At 69.1% G+C, this 19,056-nt stretch carries 15 protein-coding genes and 2 tRNA genes; 2 read left to right on the plus strand and 15 right to left on the minus strand.

Annotation, left to right across the window (positions count from 1 at the left end; translation table 11 throughout):
* Positions 1-11: 11 nt before the first annotated feature.
* From rodA to AC5WRT_RS20850, 9 genes are all read right to left on the minus strand, one after another.
* Positions 12-1,208, minus strand: a complete 1,197-nt coding sequence (gene rodA, locus AC5WRT_RS20810; protein ID WP_496094798.1) for a rod shape-determining protein RodA — start codon at positions 1,206-1,208, stop codon at positions 12-14.
* The gene (gene mrdA / locus AC5WRT_RS20815; RefSeq protein ID WP_496094797.1) at positions 1,205-3,463 is read right to left on the minus strand and encodes a penicillin-binding protein 2; all 2,259 of its coding nucleotides are present in this window, start codon (positions 3,461-3,463) and stop codon (positions 1,205-1,207) included. Before mrdA ends, rodA begins: the two co-directional genes overlap by 4 nt.
* A 166-nt stretch (positions 3,464-3,629) precedes the next feature.
* Positions 3,630-4,307 carry a rod shape-determining protein MreD gene (gene mreD, locus AC5WRT_RS20820; protein ID WP_496094796.1) on the minus strand — a complete coding sequence of 226 codons (678 nt, stop codon included), beginning with the start codon at positions 4,305-4,307 and terminating at the stop codon, positions 3,630-3,632.
* 14 nt (positions 4,308-4,321) lie between these two features.
* Complete coding sequence (gene mreC / locus AC5WRT_RS20825; RefSeq protein WP_496094795.1) at positions 4,322-5,263, minus strand: rod shape-determining protein MreC; 942 nt, start codon at positions 5,261-5,263, stop codon at positions 4,322-4,324.
* Between the two features lie 162 nt (positions 5,264-5,425).
* Positions 5,426-6,445: a rod shape-determining protein gene (locus tag AC5WRT_RS20830; RefSeq protein WP_031158632.1), complete on the minus strand. Its 1,020-nt coding sequence runs from the start codon at positions 6,443-6,445 to the stop codon at positions 5,426-5,428.
* A gap of 322 nt (positions 6,446-6,767) precedes the next feature.
* The gene (ndk, locus tag AC5WRT_RS20835; protein WP_496094794.1) at positions 6,768-7,181 is read right to left on the minus strand and encodes a nucleoside-diphosphate kinase; all 414 of its coding nucleotides are present in this window, start codon (positions 7,179-7,181) and stop codon (positions 6,768-6,770) included.
* Positions 7,182-7,246: 65 nt separating this feature from the next.
* Positions 7,247-7,609 (minus strand): DUF4233 domain-containing protein, encoded by a 363-nt coding sequence (locus AC5WRT_RS20840; protein ID WP_496094793.1) that lies wholly within the window; start codon positions 7,607-7,609, stop codon positions 7,247-7,249.
* Positions 7,610-7,616: 7 nt separating this feature from the next.
* Complete coding sequence (folC, locus tag AC5WRT_RS20845; RefSeq protein WP_496094792.1) at positions 7,617-9,128, minus strand: bifunctional tetrahydrofolate synthase/dihydrofolate synthase; 1,512 nt, start codon at positions 9,126-9,128, stop codon at positions 7,617-7,619.
* A gap of 226 nt (positions 9,129-9,354) precedes the next feature.
* Positions 9,355-11,979, minus strand: coding sequence for a valine--tRNA ligase (locus AC5WRT_RS20850; protein WP_496094791.1), 2,625 nt, complete (start codon positions 11,977-11,979; stop codon positions 9,355-9,357).
* Between the two features lie 137 nt (positions 11,980-12,116).
* Here AC5WRT_RS20850 and AC5WRT_RS20855 point away from each other — a divergent pair, with 137 nt between their 5' ends.
* Positions 12,117-13,124: a hypothetical protein gene (locus tag AC5WRT_RS20855; protein ID WP_496094790.1), complete on the plus strand. Its 1,008-nt coding sequence runs from the start codon at positions 12,117-12,119 to the stop codon at positions 13,122-13,124.
* A gap of 64 nt (positions 13,125-13,188) precedes the next feature.
* On the opposite strand, the gene clpX is transcribed toward AC5WRT_RS20855, so the two are convergent.
* The 5 genes from clpX to AC5WRT_RS20880 form a co-directional block, all read right to left on the minus strand.
* Complete coding sequence (clpX, locus tag AC5WRT_RS20860; protein ID WP_208900879.1) at positions 13,189-14,475, minus strand: ATP-dependent Clp protease ATP-binding subunit ClpX; 1,287 nt, start codon at positions 14,473-14,475, stop codon at positions 13,189-13,191.
* A 169-nt stretch (positions 14,476-14,644) separates the two neighbouring features.
* The gene (locus AC5WRT_RS20865; RefSeq protein ID WP_330339972.1) at positions 14,645-15,310 is read right to left on the minus strand and encodes an ATP-dependent Clp protease proteolytic subunit; all 666 of its coding nucleotides are present in this window, start codon (positions 15,308-15,310) and stop codon (positions 14,645-14,647) included.
* A 66-nt stretch (positions 15,311-15,376) separates the two neighbouring features.
* Positions 15,377-15,982: an ATP-dependent Clp protease proteolytic subunit gene (locus AC5WRT_RS20870; protein WP_496094878.1), complete on the minus strand. Its 606-nt coding sequence runs from the start codon at positions 15,980-15,982 to the stop codon at positions 15,377-15,379.
* A 351-nt stretch (positions 15,983-16,333) separates the two neighbouring features.
* Entirely contained in the window at positions 16,334-17,722 is a 1,389-nt protein-coding gene (gene tig, locus AC5WRT_RS20875; protein ID WP_496094789.1) for a trigger factor, read from the minus strand.
* 181 nt (positions 17,723-17,903) lie between these two features.
* A tRNA-Pro gene (locus AC5WRT_RS20880) sits at positions 17,904-17,980 on the minus strand.
* A gap of 198 nt (positions 17,981-18,178) precedes the next feature.
* Here AC5WRT_RS20880 and AC5WRT_RS20885 point away from each other — a divergent pair.
* Positions 18,179-18,249 (plus strand) — tRNA-Gly (locus tag AC5WRT_RS20885).
* A 343-nt stretch (positions 18,250-18,592) separates the two neighbouring features.
* Here the strand turns inward: AC5WRT_RS20885 and AC5WRT_RS20890 are convergent.
* Positions 18,593-18,787: a hypothetical protein gene (locus AC5WRT_RS20890; RefSeq protein WP_351615137.1), complete on the minus strand. Its 195-nt coding sequence runs from the start codon at positions 18,785-18,787 to the stop codon at positions 18,593-18,595.
* Positions 18,788-19,056: the final 269 nt, after the last annotated feature.

Raw genomic sequence — 19,056 nt, forward strand, 5'->3', positions numbered from 1 at the left:
CCACCGGAGACCTATGCCGACATGGGTCTTTGCACCTTGATCGACTGCAGTAGTCCCACGGCCACCCACACCGCGAACATCGACGAGCCGCCGTAGGACACGAACGGCAGCGGCAGGCCGGTGACCGGCATGATGCCGAGGGTCATGCCGATGTTCTCGAACGCCTGGAAGGCGAACCAGGCGACGATCCCGGCGGCCACGATCGTCCCGTACAGCTCGGTGGAGTCGCGGGCGATGCGGCAGGCCCGCCACAGCACCACGCCCAGCAGGAAGATGATGAAGCCGGCGCCGACGAAGCCCAGCTCCTCCCCCGCGACCGTGAAGACGAAGTCGGTCTGCTGCTCGGGCACGAACTGGCCGGTGGTCTGCGAGCCGTGGAAGAGGCCGGCCCCGGTGAGGCCGCCGGAGCCGATGGCGATGCGCGCCTGGTTGGTGTTGTAGCCGACGCCGGCCGGGTCCAGGTCCGGGTTGGCGAAGGCGGCGAAGCGGTTGATCTGGTACTGGTCCAGGATGTGCAGCTGCCAGATGGCGATGCAGCCGATCACTCCGGTGACGATCAGGCCGAAGATCCAGCGGTTGGAGGCGCCGGAGGCGAGCAGCACGCCCAGGATGATGGCCACCATGGCGAGCACGGAGCCGAGGTCCGGCATGAGCAGCAGGATCAGGCAGGGCACGGCCGCGAGGCCGAGGGACTGGGCCACGGTCCGGTGGTCGGGGTGCGGCTTGTCGCCCGCGTCCACCCGGGCCGCGAGCATCATCGCCATGCCCAGGATGATGCTCACCTTGAGGAATTCGGCGGGCTGCAGTGAGAAGCCGCCGATGACGAGCCAGTTGCGCTGGCCGTTGATGGTGGCGCCGAGCGGGGTGAGGACCGTCAGAGCCAGCAGGACGGACAGGCCGTAGAGGATCGGCACGGCGTTGCGCAGCGCGCGGTGGCCCAGCCAGAGCGTGGCGATCATCAGCGCGAACCCGATGCCGATGTTGATCAGGTCCCGCTCGAGGAAGAAGTACGGGTCGCCCTGGTTGATCTCGGTGCGGTTGCGGGTCGCCGAGAACACCAGCAGGGACCCGATGAAGGACAGCGCGACCGCGGCGAGCAGGATCGGCCAGTCGAGCCGGCGGGTCAGCGAGTCGCGGGCGAAGATCCTGGTCCAGCCGGCCCGCGCGGGGCCGTACCCGGAGACGGAGAAGCTGTTCGTGCCGGTCATGAGGGCATCCTCCGGCTTCCCCTCTTCCGGCGTGCGCCCGGCCGCCTTCGGGTGTTGCGGTTGCCCGTGGTGGGCGAGGGGCTCGTGGCGGGCTGCTGGTCGGTGCCGTTGCTGGGATTGTTCTGCTGGGAGGCCTCGGCGTCCTTCCCGGGGTCGCCGGTGATCTTCGGGGAGTCGATCGTGCCGTCCGGGCGGACCTTCGGCAGGCCCTTCTGCGGCTGGGGCAGGAGCGCCTTCTTCGTGTCGATGGAGCCGTCGCCCTGGACGCCGTAGAGCGCGCTGTAGATGTTGCGCACGGCTTCACCGGAGGCGCCGGAGCCCGTACCGGCCTGGGCGATCGTCATGATCACCGTGTAGTCCTTGGAGTAGGTGGCCAGCCAGGACGTGGTCTGCTTGCCGTAGACCTCCGCCGTACCGGTCTTGCCGTGCAGCGGGATCTTGTCCTGCGGCCAGCCGTTGAACTTCCACGCGGCCGTACCGCGGGTGATGACGCCCGCGAAGGCGTCGTTCATGCCCTTGAGGGTGGCCTGGCTGACCGGGAGCTTGGCGCGCACCTTCGGCTTGATCGGGGTGATGGTCTTGCCGTCGGGGCTGATGATCGCCTTGCCGATGATCGGGACGTACTCGGTGCCGCCGTTGGCGACGGCGCTGTAGATCATCGCCTCCTGGATCGGTGTGACGAGGGTGTCGCCCTGGCCGATGGAGTAGTTGATCTCGTCACCCTCGCGCATCTTGTTGCCTTCGAGGCAGTTCTCGTAATAGATCCTCTGGACGTAGGAGCCGTCCTTCTTGCCTGTCTTGCACCAGGCGTCCTTGTTGGCCTTCCAGTAGTCGAGCTTCCACTGGCGGTCGGGGATCCGGCCGGTGACCTCGTTGGGCAGGTCGACGCCGGTCGGCTTGCCGAGGCCGAACTGGTGGGCGGTCTTGAAGAACCAGTCCTTGGGCTGGCCCTTCTTCGGGTTGATGCCGCCGTCCTTCTTCCACTCCTTGTCGGCGAGGCCGTAGAAGACGGTGTCGCAGGAGACCTCCAGGGCGCGGCCCAGGGAGATGTCGCCGAAGTTCTCGCCCTCGAAGTTCTTGAAGACCTGGCCGCCGACCGAGTAGGAGCTGGTGCAGGGGTAGCCGCCGTCCCAGGGGTAGCCGGCGTTGACCGCGGCGGCCGTCGAGACCACCTTGAACGTCGAACCGGGGGCCGCCTGGCCCTGTATGGCCCTGTTGAGCAGGGGGTAGTCGGAGTCCTTGCCGGTGAGGGCCTTGTAGTCCTTGGCGGAGATGCCGCCCACCCACACGTTCGGGTCGTAGGTCGGGGCGGAGGCCATGGCGACGATCCGGCCGGTCTTGGCCTCCATGACGACGACGGCGCCGGAGTCGGCCTTGTAGTTCTCGTGGGTGATGTTGTCGTACTGCTGGCGGGCGGCCTTCATCGCCTTGTCCAGTTCGTACTCGGCGACGCGCTGGACCCGGGAGTCGATGCTGGTGACCAGGTTCGAGCCGGGTTCGGCGGCGTCCGACTTGGCCTTGCCGATGACCCGGCCGAGGTTGTCCACCTCGTAGCGGGTGACGCCGGCCTTTCCGCGCAGCTCCTTGTCGTACTCCCGTTCCAGGCCGGAGCGGCCGACCATGTCGGAGCGCAGGTAGGGCGAGTCGGTGTTCTTGGCCTTCTCGATCTCGGCGTCGGTGACGGGCGAGAGATAGCCGAGGACCTGCGCGGTGTTGGAGCCGCCGGGGCCGGGGTAGCGGCGCACGGCCTCGGGCTCGGCGGTGATGCCGGGGAAGTCCTCGGCGCGCTCACGGATCTGCAGGGCCTGCTTGGGCGTGGCCTTGTCGGTGATCGGGATCGGCTGGTACGGCGAGCCGTTCCAGCACGGCTTGGGGGTCTTGGCGTCGCACAGCCGGACCTTCTGGATGACCTCCTCGGGCTTCATGCCGAGGACGCCGGCCAGCTTGGTGAGGACCGCCTTGCCGTCGTCCCTCTGCTTGAGCAGGTCGGTGCGGGAGGCGGAGACGACCAGGCGGGTCTCGTTGTCCGCGAGGGGGACGCCGCGGGCGTCGAGGATGTCTCCGCGCACGGCGGGGTCGACGACCTGCTGGACGTGGTTGCCGGACGCCTCCTTCTGGTACTGGGCGCCCTCGCGGATCTGCAGGTACCAGAGTCGGCCGCCGAGCGTGCCGAGGAGGGAGAGGACGAGGATCTGGATCACGACGAGCCGGATCTGGACCCGTGGGGTCCGGCCGGTCTCGGGGATGTTGGTCACTGCGGTGTCTCCCCCTCTCAGTGCGTGAGCGTGTGCGCGTGCGGCGCCGGTGTGCGACGGGCGTGTGCGCGTACGCATGATGAACGACCAGCCTGTGAACCCGTGTTCCGGGAGGGCCGACCCGTTCGGGTGAACCCTTCGGAGGGGGGGACTGCTTGACCGTGGTTCACAGCCGCTTGACCCCCTTGATGCGGCCGACGCGCGCGGAGCGGGTGCGGGCCTTGGCCTTCAGCACGCCGAAGCCGCCGCGTTGGCTGCCGATGCGCAGGCCGGTGCCGGAGGAGAGCCAGCCGGTGGAGATGTCACCGGCCTTGGCGGCGGGCCCGGTCTCGGTCAGCGGGTCGTTGTCCGCGCGGCGGGCCAGCCACATGATCCCGGGGACCACGAACGGGGCGAGCAGCAGGTCGTACAGGGCCGCCGAGAACAGCAGCCCGGGCAGACCGACATGGCGGGCGGCGGTGTCTCCGACCAGCGCGCCGACGCCCGCGTACAGCAGCGTGGAGCCGATCGCGGCGGCGACCACGACGGCCATCGGGCCGGTCGCCGACTTCAGGCGGCCGTTCTCCGGCTTGATGAGCCCGGCGAAGTAGCCGGTGACGCACAGCACGAGGGCGTAGCGGCCGGCGGCGTGGTCGGCGGGTGGCGCGAGGTCGGCGAGCAGTCCGGCGCCGAAACCGACGAGGGCGCCGCCGACATGGCCGTACACCATGGCGAGGCCGAGGACGGTGAGCAGCAGCAGGTCGGGGACGGCGCCCGGCAGATGCAGGCGGGCGAGGACGCTCACCTGGATCACCAGGGCGACGACGACCAGTGCGCTGGAGAGCAGGATCCGGTTGAGGCGCATGGAAAAGTCAGCTCCTACTGCTGCTGGCCGGTCGTGTCGTTCGCGTTGGCCGAGGGGGTCACCGTGACGGTCACCGTCGGTGTCGGGACCGGCTTGGGCTTGGCCGGCAGGACCTCGTCGCGCGGGTCCTTCTTGGGGGCCTGGACGACCACGCCGACGATGTCGAGCTTGGTGAAGCCGACGTACGGGGTGACGTAGACCGTGCGGGTGAGGCCACCGTTGGAGGGTTCGACGCGGGAGACCACGCCGACCGGCACGCCCGGCACGAACGGCTTGTCGGCCTCGGAGCCGAAGGTGACGAGGCGGTCGCCCTTCTTCACCTCCGCCTTGGCGTTGAGCAGCTCGACGCGCAGCGGGCGGTCACCCTGCCCGGAGGCGAAGCCGAGTTCGTCGCTGCCCTCCATGCGGGTGCCGACCGTGAAGTCGGGGTCGTTGGCGAGGAGCACGGTGGAGGTGTCGGGACCGACCGTGGTGACCCGGCCGACCAGTCCGTCGCCGTTGAGGACGGTCATGTCGCGCCTGATGCCGTCGTTGGCGCCGGCGTCGATGGTGATAGTCCAGGAGAAGCCCTGCGCCGCGCCTATGGCGATGACCTGGGCGCCCTTGATGCCGTACTGGCCCTCGCCGGCGAGCTTCAGCATCTTGTCGAGCTGGTTCAGCCGGCTGCGGTTGCGGTCGTCGCTGCCGAGCTTCGCCTTGAGAGCCGCGTTCTCCGTCTCCAGCCGCGCGAGCCGGTCGTGCCGGCCGCCGGAGTCCCGGATCGCGGAGACGGCGTTGCCGACCGGATCGACCGCCGAGGACAGTCCGCTCTCGACCGGGCCGAACACCGCGGCCGCGGCCTGCCGGGCACCGTCGACCGGGGAGTTCCGGCCCCCGCGGATATCCACCGTGATCAGCGCGAACGCGATGGCGACCAGCAGGACCAGGAGCAACCGGCTCTCTTTCGTGTCCCTCACGTGCGGCGGCCGTGCCCTTCCTCGATAGGAATTCGGGGGCCCCGGTGCAGCGCCTGCGGAAAACGCAAACACAAGGGGCCCATTTGCGGGAGCTTATGCCTCTATATCAACGATCCGCCGCACGAGAGGAGAACGTCTCGTACGGCGGAATCGTAGAGTTCGTCATCTGCGCGGCTGGGCGTCCAGGACCTGCTGCAGTGCCTCGAACTCCTCGACGCACTTGCCGGAGCCGAGCGCGACGCTGTCCAGCGGGTCCTCGGCGATGTGGATCGGCATGCCGGTCTCCCGGCGCAGCCGCTCGTCGAGCCCGCGCAGCAGGGCGCCGCCGCCGGTCAGAACGATTCCTCGGTCCATGATGTCGCCGGACAGCTCCGGCGGGCACTTGTCGAGGGTCGTCTTGACGGCGTCCACGATCGCGTTGACCGGTTCCTCGATCGCCTTGCGGACCTCGGCGGCGGAGATGACCACGGTCTTCGGCAGGCCGGACACCAGGTCCCGGCCGCGGACTTCGGTGTGCTCGTCGGCGTCGAGATCGTACGCCGAACCGATCGTGATCTTGATCTGTTCGGCCGTGCGCTCACCCAGCAGAAGGCTGTACTCCTTCTTGATGTACTGGATGATCGCGTTGTCCAGTTCGTCGCCCGCGACGCGGATGGACTGCGCGGTGACGATGCCGCCGAGCGAGATGACCGCGACCTCCGTGGTGCCGCCGCCGATGTCCACCACCATGTTGCCCGTGGCCTCGTGGACCGGCAGGCCGGAGCCGATGGCGGCGGCCATCGGCTCCTCGATGATGTGCACCTGGCGCGCACCCGCCTGGGAGGACGCCTCAATCACGGCGCGGCGCTCGACGCCCGTGATGCCCGAGGGCACACAGACGACGACCCGCGGACGAGCCAGATACCGCCGCTTGTGGATCTTCAGGATGAAGTAGCGGAGCATGCGCTCGGTGATCTCGAAGTCGGCGATCACGCCGTCCTTCAGGGGGCGGACGGCCACGATGTTGCCCGGCGTCCGGCCGATCATCTTCTTCGCTTCGGCACCGACCGCGAGGATCCCACCCGTGTTGGTGTTGATTGCGACAACGGACGGCTCGTTGAGTACGATTCCGCGACCCCTGACGTACACCAGCGTGTTGGCGGTCCCGAGGTCGACAGCCATGTCACGGCCGATGAACGACATTGAGTTCCCCATCCGGATTCATCTGGCCTTCCTGCGCTTTTGAGGGCATATCAGGTCGGCGAGGCGGGTGCTGTGACGTGAAGGCTTCCATCGTAAACGCGCCTGCACGAACACTGCGCGAGGGTCTCCGCCATTGTCACCAGATGGCGGGCCGCCTCGCTTGTGGAGACGGTCCATCGGGGGCACGCGTTCCCCCGATCGGCGCGGCATATGCCAAGAGACGGCCGGAAATGTGCGGCCGTCCCTGGTCAGGTGCCATCGGTTCGAGCTGACGCCGCCTCAGAAAATTTAGCGAAAACTCTGCCTGCGGCGTGCGCGTCGCTCAGGCGCGGCCCGGGAAGAAGATCTTCACCTCGCGCTCGGCGGACTCCTCGGAGTCGGAGGCGTGGATCAGGTTCTCCCGGACGATCACGCCGTAGTCGCCGCGGATGGAGCCCGGTGCGGCGGCGATCGGGTCGGTCGGGCCGGCGAGCGCACGGACGCCCTCGATGACCCGCTCGCCCTCGACGATCAGCACGACGACGGGACCGGAGGACATGAACTCCACCAGCGGCTCGTAGAACGGCTTGCCGACGTGCTCGGCGTAGTGCTGCTCCAGCGTGGCACGGTCCAGGGTGCGCAGCTCCAGCGCGGTGATCTGCCAGCCGGCCTTGCGCTCGACACGGCTGATGATCTCGCCGGTCAGGCCTCGACGGACGGCGTCGGGCTTGAGGATGACGAGGGTGCGCTGGCTCACGGGAGGCTCCTTACGCGACAGACATGTGCGGTGGGACGAGGTTACAGGGCGTGTCGGGCCGCCCATCACACAGCGTCAGCTGCGGAGGAGTCGGACTCCGTCCGGGCGGCGAACCTGGCCTTCGCCTCGTCCACCTTTCGGCCGAAGTGCACCGATGCCCACCACAGCCCCGCGAACACCGCGCCCATGAAGTACATGATCGGGACGAAGACGCCGGAGGCGATCAGGGCGATCTGCAGGGCCCAGCCGAGGGCCACACCGCCCGGCCTGGTCACCATGCCGCACAGCGCCACGCACAGCAGCATGGCGATACCGCTGACCAGCCACACCGTGGAGACCGACAGGCCCGGGTCCTTCATGGCGACGAGCCCGGCGAAGCCGATGACGAAGAACTCGCCGATCAGGGTGGAGGAGCACAGCGTACGCATGCGCGGATCAGCCCTTCCCCAGGAGCAGGCGGGCCTCGCCCACCGTGATGACGGAACCGGTGACCAGCACGCCGCCGCCCGCGAACTCGCCCTCCTCCTCGGCCAGCGTGATCGCGGCCTCCAGGGCGTCCGGCAGCCGCGGCTCGACCTGCACCCGCTCCTCACCGAACACCTCGACGGCGATCGCGGCCAGTTCGTCCGCGTCCATGGCACGGTGGCTGGAGTTCTGCGTGACGACGACCTCGGCGAGGATCGGCTCGAAGGCCTCCAGCAGGCCCCGCACGTTCTTGTCGCCGCTCGCGCCGACCACGCCGATCAGCCGGCTGAAGTCGAACGCCTCCTGCACCGCCTCGGCGGTCACCCGCGCACCCGCCGGGTTGTGCGCGGCGTCCAGCACGATGGTCGGAGAGCGCCGAACGACCTCCAGGCGGCCCGGCGAGGACACGGCCGCGAATGCCTTGCGGACGGTGTCGATGTCCAGCGGCTCGGCGCGCTGCGCGCCGACGCCGAAGAAGGCCTCGACGGCCGCGAGGGCGACGGCCGCGTTGTGCGCCTGGTGGGCGCCGTGCAGCGGGAGGTACATCTCGGGGTACTCGCCGCCGAGACCGCGCAGCGTGAGCAGCTGCCCGCCGACCGCGACCTGCCGGGCGACGACGCCGAACTCCAGGCCCTCGCGGGCCACGGTGGCGTCCACCTCCACGGCCCTCTTCAGCAGCACCTGCGCCGCGTCCACCGGCTGCTGGGCCATGATCACGGTGGCGTCCTGCTTGATGATCCCGCCCTTTTCACCGGCGATCTGCGCGGTCGTCTCGCCGAGGCGGTCGGTGTGGTCGAGGTCGATCGGGGTGATCACCGCGACATCGGCGTCGATCACGTTGGTGGCGTCCCAGGAGCCGCCCATGCCGACCTCGACGACGGCGACGTCGACCGGCGCGTCCGCGAAGGCCGCGTATGCCATGCCGGTGAGCACCTCGAAGAAGGAGAGCCGGTACTCCTGCCGGCCGTCCACCATCTCGACGTACGGCTTGATGTCGTTGTACGTCTCGACGAAGCGCTCGGCGGAGATCGGGGCACCGTCGAGACTGATCCGCTCGGTGATCGACTGCACGTGGGGGCTGGTGTAGCGGCCGGTGCGCAGCTCGAAGGCGCCGAGCAGGGCCTCGATCATGCGCGCGGTGGAGGTCTTGCCGTTGGTGCCCGTGATGTGGATCGAGGGGTACGAGCGCTGGGGCTCGCCCAGGACGTCCATCAGCGCGGAGATGCGGCTGACCGACGGCTCCAGCTTCGTCTCGCCCCAGCGGGTGGCCAGCTCGGCCTCGACCTCGCGCAGGGCCTTGTCGACCTCGGGGTCCTCGGGCCGGGTGGGTACGTCGGCCTGCGGCGGGCCGCCCTGGGTGCGCAGGGTGCGGCTGCCGGCCTCGATCACCGCGAGGTCGGGATCGCGCGTGGTCTCCTCGGCGATGATCTCGTCGAAGCTGTCGAGGGGGTCGGGCTGGTCGGTGCCGTTCGGGTCGCTCACGGGGCCCAGTCTACGGAGCGGGCGGGGGCTTCGCGGCGCTGGTACGGAGTGGCTTGTCCGGTAGGCCGGTCGCGCGGTTCCCCGCGCCCCCGGGGAGCTGCGGTGCCGTCCGCCGTCGAAGCCGTGGCCCGCGGGCGGCACCCCCCGGCGAGCGGCGCCCGTCCCCGGGTGCGCGAAGGCCCCCGGGGCCTGAACAGGACCGGGGGACCTTCAGCGGCGTACGGCCCTACGCCTGCGGCAGCTTCTCCAGCTGCGCCGTGATACGGGTGATGTCCTCCTCGGCCTTGGCGAGGCGCGTGCGGATCTTGTCCACCACGTTCTCCGGGGCCTTGGCGAGGAAGGCTTCGTTGCCGAGCTTGGCCGTGGCCTGGTCCTTCTCCTTCTCGGCGGCGGCGAGGTCCTTGGCGAGGCGCTTGCGCTCGGCGGCCACGTCGATGGTGCCGGACAGGTCGAGCGCGACCTCGGCGCCGGCGACCGGGAGGGTGGCCGTGGCGGTGAAGTTCTCGCCCTCCGGCTGGAGGCGCAGCAGCTGGCGGATGGCGGCCTCGTGCGGGGCGAGGGCCGTACCGTCGAGCGTCAGGCGGGCCGGCACGCGCTGGCCGGGCTGGAGGCCCTGGTCGGCGCGGAAGCGGCGGACCTCGGTGATGACCGACTGGAGCGTGGAGATCTCCTGCTCGGCCGCCGGGTCACGGAAGCCGTTGTCCTTCGGCCACTCGGCGATGACGACGGACTCGCCGCCCGTCAGCGTCGTCCAGAGGGTCTCCGTGACGAACGGGACCACCGGGTGGAGCAGTTTGAGGGTGACGTCCAGGACCTCGCCCAGGACGCGCTTGCTGACCTCGGCCGGCTCGCCGCCCGCCTGGAAGACGGTCTTGGACAGCTCGACGTACCAGTCGAAGACCTCGTCCCACGCGAAGTGGAAGAGGGTGTCCGACAGCTTGGCGAACTGGAAGTCGTCGTAGTAGGCGTCGACTTCGGCCACGACGGAGTTCAGGCGGGAGAGGATCCAGCGGTCCGTCGCCGACATCTTCGCCGGGTCCGGCAGTCCGCCCTCCACCGTGGCGCCGTTCATCAGGGCGAAGCGGGTGGCGTTCCAGATCTTGTTGGCGAAGTTGCGGGAGCCCTGGACCCAGTCCTCGCCGATCGGGACGTCGACGCCGGGGTTGGCGCCGCGCGCGAGGGTGAAGCGGAGCGCGTCGCTGCCGTACTTGTCCATCCAGTCCAGCGGGTTGACCGCGTTGCCGAAGGACTTCGACATCTTCTTGCCGAACTGGTCGCGGACCATGCCGTGCAGCGCGATGGTGTGGAACGGCGGAGTGCCGTCCATCGCGTACAGGCCGAACATCATCATCCGGGCGACCCAGAAGAAGAGGATGTCGTAGCCGGTGACCAGGACGGAGTTCGGGTAGAACTTCGTGAGCGAGGCGGTCCGTTCGGGCCAGCCGAGGGTGGAGAACGGCCACAGGCCGGAGGAGAACCAGGTGTCGAGGACGTCGGTGTCCTGGCGCCAGCCCTCGCCGGTGGGGGGCTCCTCGTCGGGGCCGACGCAGACGACCTCGCCGTCCGGGCCGTACCAGACCGGAATCCGGTGACCCCACCACAACTGCCGCGAGATGCACCAGTCGTGGAGGTTGTCGACCCAATCGAAGTACCGCTTCTCCATCTCCTGCGGGTGGATCCTGACACGGCCGTCGCGGACGGCGTCGCCGGCGGCCTTGGCCAGCGGACCGACCCTGACCCACCACTGCATGGACAGGCGCGGCTCGATGGTGGTCTTGCAGCGCGAGCAGTGGCCGACGGAGTGGACGTACGGCCGCTTCTCGGCGACGATCCGGCCCTCGGCGCGCAGCGCGGCGACGATGGCGGAGCGGGCTTCCAGGCGGTCCAGGCCCTGGAAGGGGCCGTGCGCGGTGATGACGGCGTGCTCATCCATGATCGTGATGGACGGCAGGTCGTGCCGCCGGCCGATCTCGAAGTCGTTCGGGTCGTGGGCGGGGGTGACCTTGACGGCGCCGGTGCCGAACTCGGGGTCGACGTGGGTGTCGGCGACGACCGGGATGGAGCGGTCGGTCAGCGGGAGCCTGATGAGCTTGCCCACGAGGTGCCGGTAGCGCTCGTCGTCGGGGTGGACGGCGACGGCGGTGTCGCCGAGCATCGTCTCGGCGCGGGTGGTGGCGACGACGATGGAGTCCTCCCCGTCGCCGTAGCGCATGGAGACCAGCTCGCCGTCGTCGTCCTGGTACTCGACCTCGATGTCCGAGATGGCCGTCAGGCAGCGCGGGCACCAGTTGATGATGCGCTCGGCGCGGTAGATCAGCTCGTCGTCGTAGAGGCGCTTGAAGATGGTCTGGACGGCCTGGGACAGACCCTCGTCCATGGTGAAGCGCTCACGGGACCAGGCGACGCCGTCACCCAGGCGGCGCATCTGGCCGCTGATCTGGCCGCCGGACTCGGTCTTCCACTGCCAGACGCGCTCGACGAACGCCTCACGGCCGAGGTCGTGCCGGGACTTGCCCTCCTTGCCGAGCTCCCGCTCGACGACGTTCTGCGTGGCGATGCCGGCGTGATCCATGCCGGGCTGCCACAGCGTCTCGTAGCCCTGCATGCGCTTGCGGCGGGTCAGGGCGTCGATGAGGGTGTGCTCGAAGGCGTGCCCGAGGTGCAGGCTGCCGGTGACGTTCGGCGGCGGGATGACGATCGTGTACGGCGGCTTGTCGCTCTTCTCGTCCGCCTCGAAGTAGCCCCGCTCCACCCAGCGCTCGTACAGCGGCCCCTCTACATCGGCCGGCGCGTACTGGGTCGGCAGTTCGGAGTCGGGCGCGGGTGGCTGCTGCTGAGCGTTCTCGGTCACGGGGGTCAGTTTAGAGGTGTCACGGGCCGGTCCCGAAACGCGTTTGTTGTGTAACGGTGCGGCCCCCGGTGCCGTGCGTTTCCTGTGTCTGGTCCAGGATGTCAGGAACACATAAGCATCTGGAGGGGAACCCAGGGATGAGCAACAACCAGCCGGGCCCGTACGGCGGGCAGCCCCAGCAGCCGGGTCCCTACGGCCAGCAGGGGCAGCCCGGTCCGTACGGCCAGCCGGGGCCCTACGGCCAGCCGGGCCCGTACGGCCAGCAGCCGCAGGCCCCGCAGCCCGGCTACGGCTATCCGCAGCACGCGCCTCCGGCCGCCCCGCCGCAGCCGGGGTACGGCTACCCGCAGCAGGGTGTGCCGCAGCAGCCGAACCCGTACGGCCAGCAGCCGGGCCCCTACGGCCAGCAGCAGCCCTACGGCATGCCGGAGGCACCGCAGGCCGGCGGCGGCAAGAAGAAGACGGGGCTGATCATCGGCGCGGTGGCCGTGGTGGCGGCCGTGGCGGTGGGTGCGTACCTCGTGATCGGCGGCGGCAGCGGCGGCAGCGGAAGCGTGGCGGACGACGGTCCGCACAAGCTCGTCGCTCCGGCGACAGTGATCAACGGGACGTACAAGAAGTCGGCCGACTCGAGCGACTCCTCGGTCAGCGAGGACGACATGAACGACTTCAAGAACGCCGGCGTCCAGAACGCGCAGGGCGTCCAGGCCGGCTACAAGGCCGGTACCGGGTTCGCCACCAAGAGCCTGGTCTTCGAGGGCACCTACGGCACCATCAAGGATCCCGAGGCGGCCGTCGACGCGATGTTCGCCGAGGCGAAGACCAAGTCCGAGAAGCAGAACAGCGACGCGAGCAGCGGCGACAAGACGAAGGGCAAGCTCGTCGGCTCACCGCAGGAGTTCAAGCCGTCCGGCTTCGGCAACGGCATCATGAAGTGCCAGGAGAGCCAGGTCACGAGCAACAGCGCGGAAGCCGGCATGCCGAAGTCCATGTCGGTCCCGATCTGCATCTGGGGCGATCACAGCACCATGGCCATCATCACCTCGTTCGACTTCGCCGGCCTGGCCAGCGGCAAGGGGTCGAGCATGCAGGACGTGGCGGACATCGCCGCGAAGCTGCGCAACGACGTGCGCGTGAAGGCCTGACGCCGTAGACCCTCACGCGAAGGGGCCCCGATCGACCGGGGCCCCTTCGGTATGTCTGCGACGCTCACGCGGACTTCTGCTCGCCGGACCCCCGTCCCCGGGCGTCGCGGGGGATCAGGGTCGGGTTGACGTTGGAGAGGACCACGTCGGCCGTGATGACGACGCGGGCCACGTCCTTGCGGGACGGGACCTCGTACATGACCCCCTGGAGGACTTCCTCCATGATGGCGCGCAGGCCGCGGGCGCCGGTCTGGCGGAGGATGGCCTGGTCGGCGATGGCCTCCAGGGCCTCGCGCTCGAAGTCCAGCTCCACGCCGTCGAGTTCGAAGAGTCGCTGGTACTGCTTGACGAGGGCGTTGCGGGGCTCGACCAGGATCTTGAGCAGGGCCTCGCGGTCCAGGTTGTGGACCGAGGTGATCACCGGGAGACGGCCGATGAACTCGGGGATCATGCCGAACTTGACCAGGTCCTCCGGCATGACGTCCTCGAAGACGTCCTTGGCCTCCAGCTCGCGCTTGGAGAGGATCGTCGCGCCGAAGCCGATGCCCTTGGCGCCCGCACGGGCCTCGATGATCTTCTCCAGGCCGGCGAAGGCACCGCCCACGATGAACAGAACGTTCGTCGTGTCGATCTGGATGAACTCCTGGTGGGGGTGCTTGCGGCCGCCCTGCGGCGGGACGGAGGCCGTGGTGCCCTCCAGGATCTTGAGGAGCGCCTGCTGCACGCCCTCGCCGCTGACGTCCCTCGTGATCGACGGGTTCTCGCTCTTGCGGGCGACCTTGTCGATCTCGTCGATGTAGATGATCCCGGTCTCGGCCTTCTTGACGTCGTAGTCCGCCGCCTGGATCAGTTTCAGCAGGATGTTCTCGACGTCCTCGCCGACATAGCCGGCCTCCGTCAGCGCCGTCGCGTCGGCGATCGCGAAGGGGACGTTCAGCATGCGCGCCAGGGTCTGCGCGAGGAGAGTCTTGCCGGAGCCCGTGGGGCCCAGCAGGAGGATGTTGGACTTCGCCAGCTCGATGGCGTCGTCGCGGCCGCCGGGACCGCCGTTCTCGCCCGCCTGGACCCGCTTGTAGTGGTTGTACACCGCGACCGAGAGGGCCTTCTTCGCCGCTTCCTGGCCGACCACGTAACCCTCGAGGAACTCGTAGATCTCGCGGGGCTTCGGGAGTTCCTCCCAGCGCACCTCGCTCGTCTCGGCGAGCTCCTCCTCGATGATCTCGTTGCAGAGATCGATGCACTCGTCGCAGATGTACACACCGGGCCCTGCGATGAGCTTCTTGACCTGCTTCTGGCTCTTGCCGCAGAACGAGCACTTGAGCAGATCGCCGCCGTCACCGATGCGTGCCACGGTGTGCTTCCCCTTCGCCTGGGAGACGCCCGGACGCTTTCGAGTCCGGCGGCTCCTGGTGCTGCCTTATGTCGACGGTACCTTGCCGGGCCCCGTGTTCGGGCCCCCCTTGGCAGGGTTCACTTTGAGGTAGGCCCTGCCAAGGGGGCCCGGGGTGCGCCGCTCCGCGTCAGCGGACCGCGGCGTTGTTCAGCTTGCGGGTGGAGATGATCTGGTCGACGAGGCCGTACTCCAGCGCCTCCTCGGCCGTGAGGATCTTGTCGCGCTCGATGTCCTCGCGGACCTGCTCGATCGGCCGGTTCGAGTGCTTGGCCAGCATCTCCTCCAGCTGCGTGCGCATCCGGGTGAACTCGTTCGCGATGATCTCCAGGTCGGAGAGCTGACCGCGGCCGGTGGAGCCCGCCGGCTGGTGGATCAGCACGCGGGAGTTCGGCAGCGCCATGCGCTTGCCCGGCGTGCCCGCGGCGAGCAGGATGGCCGCGGCGGAGGCCGCCTGGCCCATGCAGACCGTCTGGATGTCGGGCTTCACGAACTGCATCGTGTCGTAGATCGCCGTGAGGGCGGTCATGTCGCCACCGGGGCTGTTGATGTAGATCGAGATGTCCCGGTCGGGGTCCATCGACTCCAGGCACAGCAGCTGCGCCATGACGTCGTTGGCGGAGGCGTCGTCGATCTGGACGCCCAGGAAGATCACGCGCTCCTCGAAGAGCTTCGCGTACGGGTCGTACTCGCGGATGCCCTGGGAGGTGCGCTCGACGAAGCGCGGGATGACATAGCGGCTGTCGGGGCGGGGCCCTTCGTACATGCCGCTGGCGGCGCCGGGAAAGTTGCTCATGGGGTTCACCGTCCTGGTGGCGTTCGGGGGCTGGTGTCGTCGCGGTGCGTGGCGAGGCCGGGCCGGTCAGGCACCGGTGCCGCCGCCTCCCGGAACACCCGAGGCGTGCGTGATGATCTCGTCAATGAGACCGTACTCCTTGGCCTCCTCCGGAGTGAACCAGCGGTCGCGGTCGCCGTCGCGGATGATCGTCTCGACGGTCTGGCCGGAGTGCAGCGCGGTCAGCTCCGACATGCGCTTCTTGGTGCGCATCAGGTACTCGGCCTGGATCTTGATGTCCGAGACCGTACCGCCGAGGCCGGCGGAGCCCTGGTGCATCATGATGTCCGCGTGCGGCAGGGCGAAGCGCTTGCCCGCGGTGCCGCCGGTGAGCAGGAACTGGCCCATCGAGGCCGCCATGCCCATGGCGATCGTCACCACGTCGTTCGGGATGTACTGCATGGTGTCGTAGATCGCCATGCCGGCCGTCACCGAGCCGCCGGGGCTGTTGATGTACAGGTAGATGTCCTTGGCCGGATCGGCGGCAAGGAGCAGCAGCTGTGCGGTGATCTTGTTGGCGATGTCGTCGTCAACCTGCTGGCCGAGGAAGATGATCCGCTCGTTGAGCAGCCGGTTGTAGACCTGGTCGCCGAGGCCACCACCGATGGAAGGCTCGCCGGCGGCGGAGGGCATCAGATTCGTCACGTATCCACCTGCTCGTCTTACGACGGCGCCGGGCCGTCTCATTGTTCTGCCTTTCATGGACCCTAACGCGATGGTCCCTTCGGGGAATCCCGGGAATGCGGGTGTTCGCCGGGGGCGTAGCGCTCCGCAGGGGAGGCCGGGAGCCTACTCACCGTGAGGGGTGCGGCACGTCGGCGTGTGCGGCTCCGGTCGCGGCCGGGCGCCCACGCGGCGGAGCAGCATGCCCGTGCGGCCCCGCGGTCCCCTCGGGGCGGCCGGCATCCCCGGAACGACGAACGGGCCCCGGGGAAGGTTCCCGGGGCCCGTTGTACGTGCCGTGCAGGCGCCGTCGGACCCGGATCAGGCCTCCGGCTTCTCCTCGGCCGACTCGGCGGCCTCGGCGTCGGTGGACTCGGCCTCGGCGGCCTCCTCGTCCTCCTCGTCGTCCAGGTCGACGATCTCGCCGTTGGTGTCCTTCACCGTGGCAGCCTCGACCACGACGGCCAGGGCCTTGCCGCGGGCGACCTCGCCGACCAGGAGCGGCACCTGGCCGCCCTCGACGACGGCCTGGGCGAACTGGTCGGGGGACATGCCGGAGGAGGCGGCGCGCCGCATGAGGTGCTCGGTGAGCTCCTCCTGGTTGACGTTGAGCTGCTCCTTCTTGACCAGCTCGTCCAGGACGAACTGGGTCTTGATGCCCTTGACCGCGGCCTCGCGGGTCTCGGCGTCGAACTCCTCGGCGGTCTTGCCCTGGATCTCCAGGTACTTGTCGAGGGTGAGGCCCATCTGGGCGAGCTGGTGGTGCTCCAGGTTGTGCTTGCGGGTGTTGATCTCGTCCTCGAGCAACTTCTCGGGGACCGGGACCTCGACCAGCTCGAGCAGCTTCTCCAGGACGCGCTCCTGCGCCTGGGTGGCCTGGTCGAACTGCTTCATGTTCGCGAGGCGCTTGCGGCTGTCGGCCCTCAGCTCCTCCAGGGTGTCGAACTCGGAGGCGAGCTGCGCGAACTCGTCGTCCAGCTCGGGCAGTTCGCGCTTGGCGACCTGGGTGACCTTGACGGTGACCTCGGCCTCCTTGCCCGCGGCGGAGCCGCCCTTCAGCTCGGAGGTGAAGGTGGCCTCCTCGTCGGCGGACAGACCCTTGACGGCGTCGTCGATGCCGTCGAGCAGCTCGCCGGAGCCGATGGTGTAGGAGACACCGTTGGCGATGCCGTCCTCGAGGACCTCGCCGTCGACCTTGGCCTGCAGGTCGATGGTGACGACGTCGCCGTCCTCGGCGGCCCGCTCGACGGGGGTGGTCGACGCGAAGCGCTCACGCAGCTGCTCCACGGACTTCTCGACGTCCTCGTCCGTCACCTCGACGGCGTCGACCTCGACCTCGATGCCGGAGTAGTCCGGGATCTCCAGGGCCGGACGGACGTCGACCTCGGCGGTGAAGTTCAGCGTCTCGCCGTCCTTCAGTTCGGTGATGTCGACCTCGGGCTGGCCGAGCGGGTTCAGCTCCGCCTCGTTGACCGCCTCGGTGTAGAACTTCGGAAGCGCGTCGTTGACGGCCTCCTCGAGCACGGCGCCACGACCGAACCGCTGGTCGATGACACGGGCCGGGATCTTGCCCTTGCGGAAGCCCTTCACCGTGACCTGCTGGTTGATCTTCTTGTACGCCGCGTCGAGGCTGTCCTTGAGCTCCTCGAAGGGCACCTCGACAGTGAGCCGAACCCGGGTCGGGTTCAGGGTCTCCACGGCGCTCTTCACGGTTCGGTCTCCTTGTGGCTGACTTCTTGGGTTCTGCCGGAGCCAGACAGGTCCGGCGGATTTCGCCGCCCGGAGGAGTTCGTAGGCCGTCGAGGCCGGGACACACGGGCGCGCAGCTTGCATAGTAACCGCAGCCGGTCAGCGCCCCAAAAGGCGATCATCAACGTGCCGTCGGGCCGAGTGGTCGGGGTGGCGGGATTTGAACCCACGGCCTTCCGCTCCCAAAGCGGACGCGCTACCAAGCTGCGCCACACCCCGTCTGGTGCGACACGTAGGGTACATGCCCCGGGCGGCGGCGTCGGCCGTATTCTGCGGGCCGCGCCCGGAGGCGGACCTGCGTGGGCCGCGCCCGGAGGCGGACCTGCGGCGGCGCTCCGGACAACTCGTTGGCCTCGGCGGCGGCCGACCCGCTACGATGCCTCCAGTGCCGCGGTCACCGACCTGCGGCGCACTGTTGCGGGCGTAGCTCAATGGTAGAGCCCTAGTCTTCCAAACTAGCTACGCGGGTTCGATTCCCGTCGCCCGCTCCGGCCGGTCGGCACGACCGACCCCAAAGGCCCGGTTCCGCTTCGGCGGGGCCGGGCCTGCGGTGTGTCCGGCGACCTGCGGCAGGTGCCGCCGGTCGGGCGAGCGGGGTCAGGCCGGTGTCGCCGGTCACCGTCCGAGGGGAGCGCCCGGCGTCCGGGGCGGTCCGACGCATGCGTCCGGGTTCACGCCTCCCGTCGCCGGCGCCGTACGTCCCCGGTCGCCGCGATGTCGTTCCGCGCGTCCCCGGCCCCCGGCCCCGCGCCGCCGGCACCCCCCGGGCCTCCGCACACGTCGGCGAGCGCCCGGACCTCGCGCCCGTCGGCGACCCCGGACCCGGGTCCGTCAGAACTTGATCGAGCTGATCGAGTCCGCTATCGAGTTCAGGAATCGGTCGATGGACGGGGCCATGCCGGTCGAGGCGAGGAAGAAGCCGAAGAGGACCGCGACGATCGCGGGACCCGCCTTGATGCTGCCTCCTCTCAGGAGCACTACAAGGATGATCGCCAACAGCAGCACCACAGACAGTGAAATGGCCACAACTGATCACACCCTCGGTCGGTCCGCTCTCCCGGCCCGGAGGTACGGCCCGCGCACCCCCGCCAGAACCATCGTGCCACCAACCCGGCCCACCCATGCGACCCGTGACACAACGTCGGACACCGGAACCGGTGCGGGCGATCTGCCGCACGGCAATTCGACCGCGTCGGCCGCGTGTGACTCGCCTGGTAATTACGCCACTTCGTTTCCGGGTCCACACATCCCGTGCGCAGGTAATTCGAATTGATGACACAGAGACGCTGTATGCC

This window comes from Streptomyces sp. NTD91 (assembly GCF_059510455.1).

Coding starts and splice junctions, on each gene's coding strand:
- AC5WRT_RS20830 (WP_031158632.1), bottom strand. CDS start 6,445: ATGTCGTTCATCGGCCGTGACATGGCTGTCGACCTCGGGACCGCCAAC.
- rodA (WP_496094798.1), bottom strand. CDS start 1,208: ATGACCGGCACGAACAGCTTCTCCGTCTCCGGGTACGGCCCCGCGCGG.
- AC5WRT_RS20865 (WP_330339972.1), bottom strand. CDS start 15,310: ATGAGCAACTTTCCCGGCGCCGCCAGCGGCATGTACGAAGGGCCCCGC.
- AC5WRT_RS20840 (WP_496094793.1), bottom strand. CDS start 7,609: ATGCGTACGCTGTGCTCCTCCACCCTGATCGGCGAGTTCTTCGTCATC.
- AC5WRT_RS20855 (WP_496094790.1), top strand. CDS start 12,117: ATGAGCAACAACCAGCCGGGCCCGTACGGCGGGCAGCCCCAGCAGCCG.
- AC5WRT_RS20870 (WP_496094878.1), bottom strand. CDS start 15,982: ATGCCCTCCGCCGCCGGCGAGCCTTCCATCGGTGGTGGCCTCGGCGAC.
- mreD (WP_496094796.1), bottom strand. CDS start 4,307: ATGCGCCTCAACCGGATCCTGCTCTCCAGCGCACTGGTCGTCGTCGCC.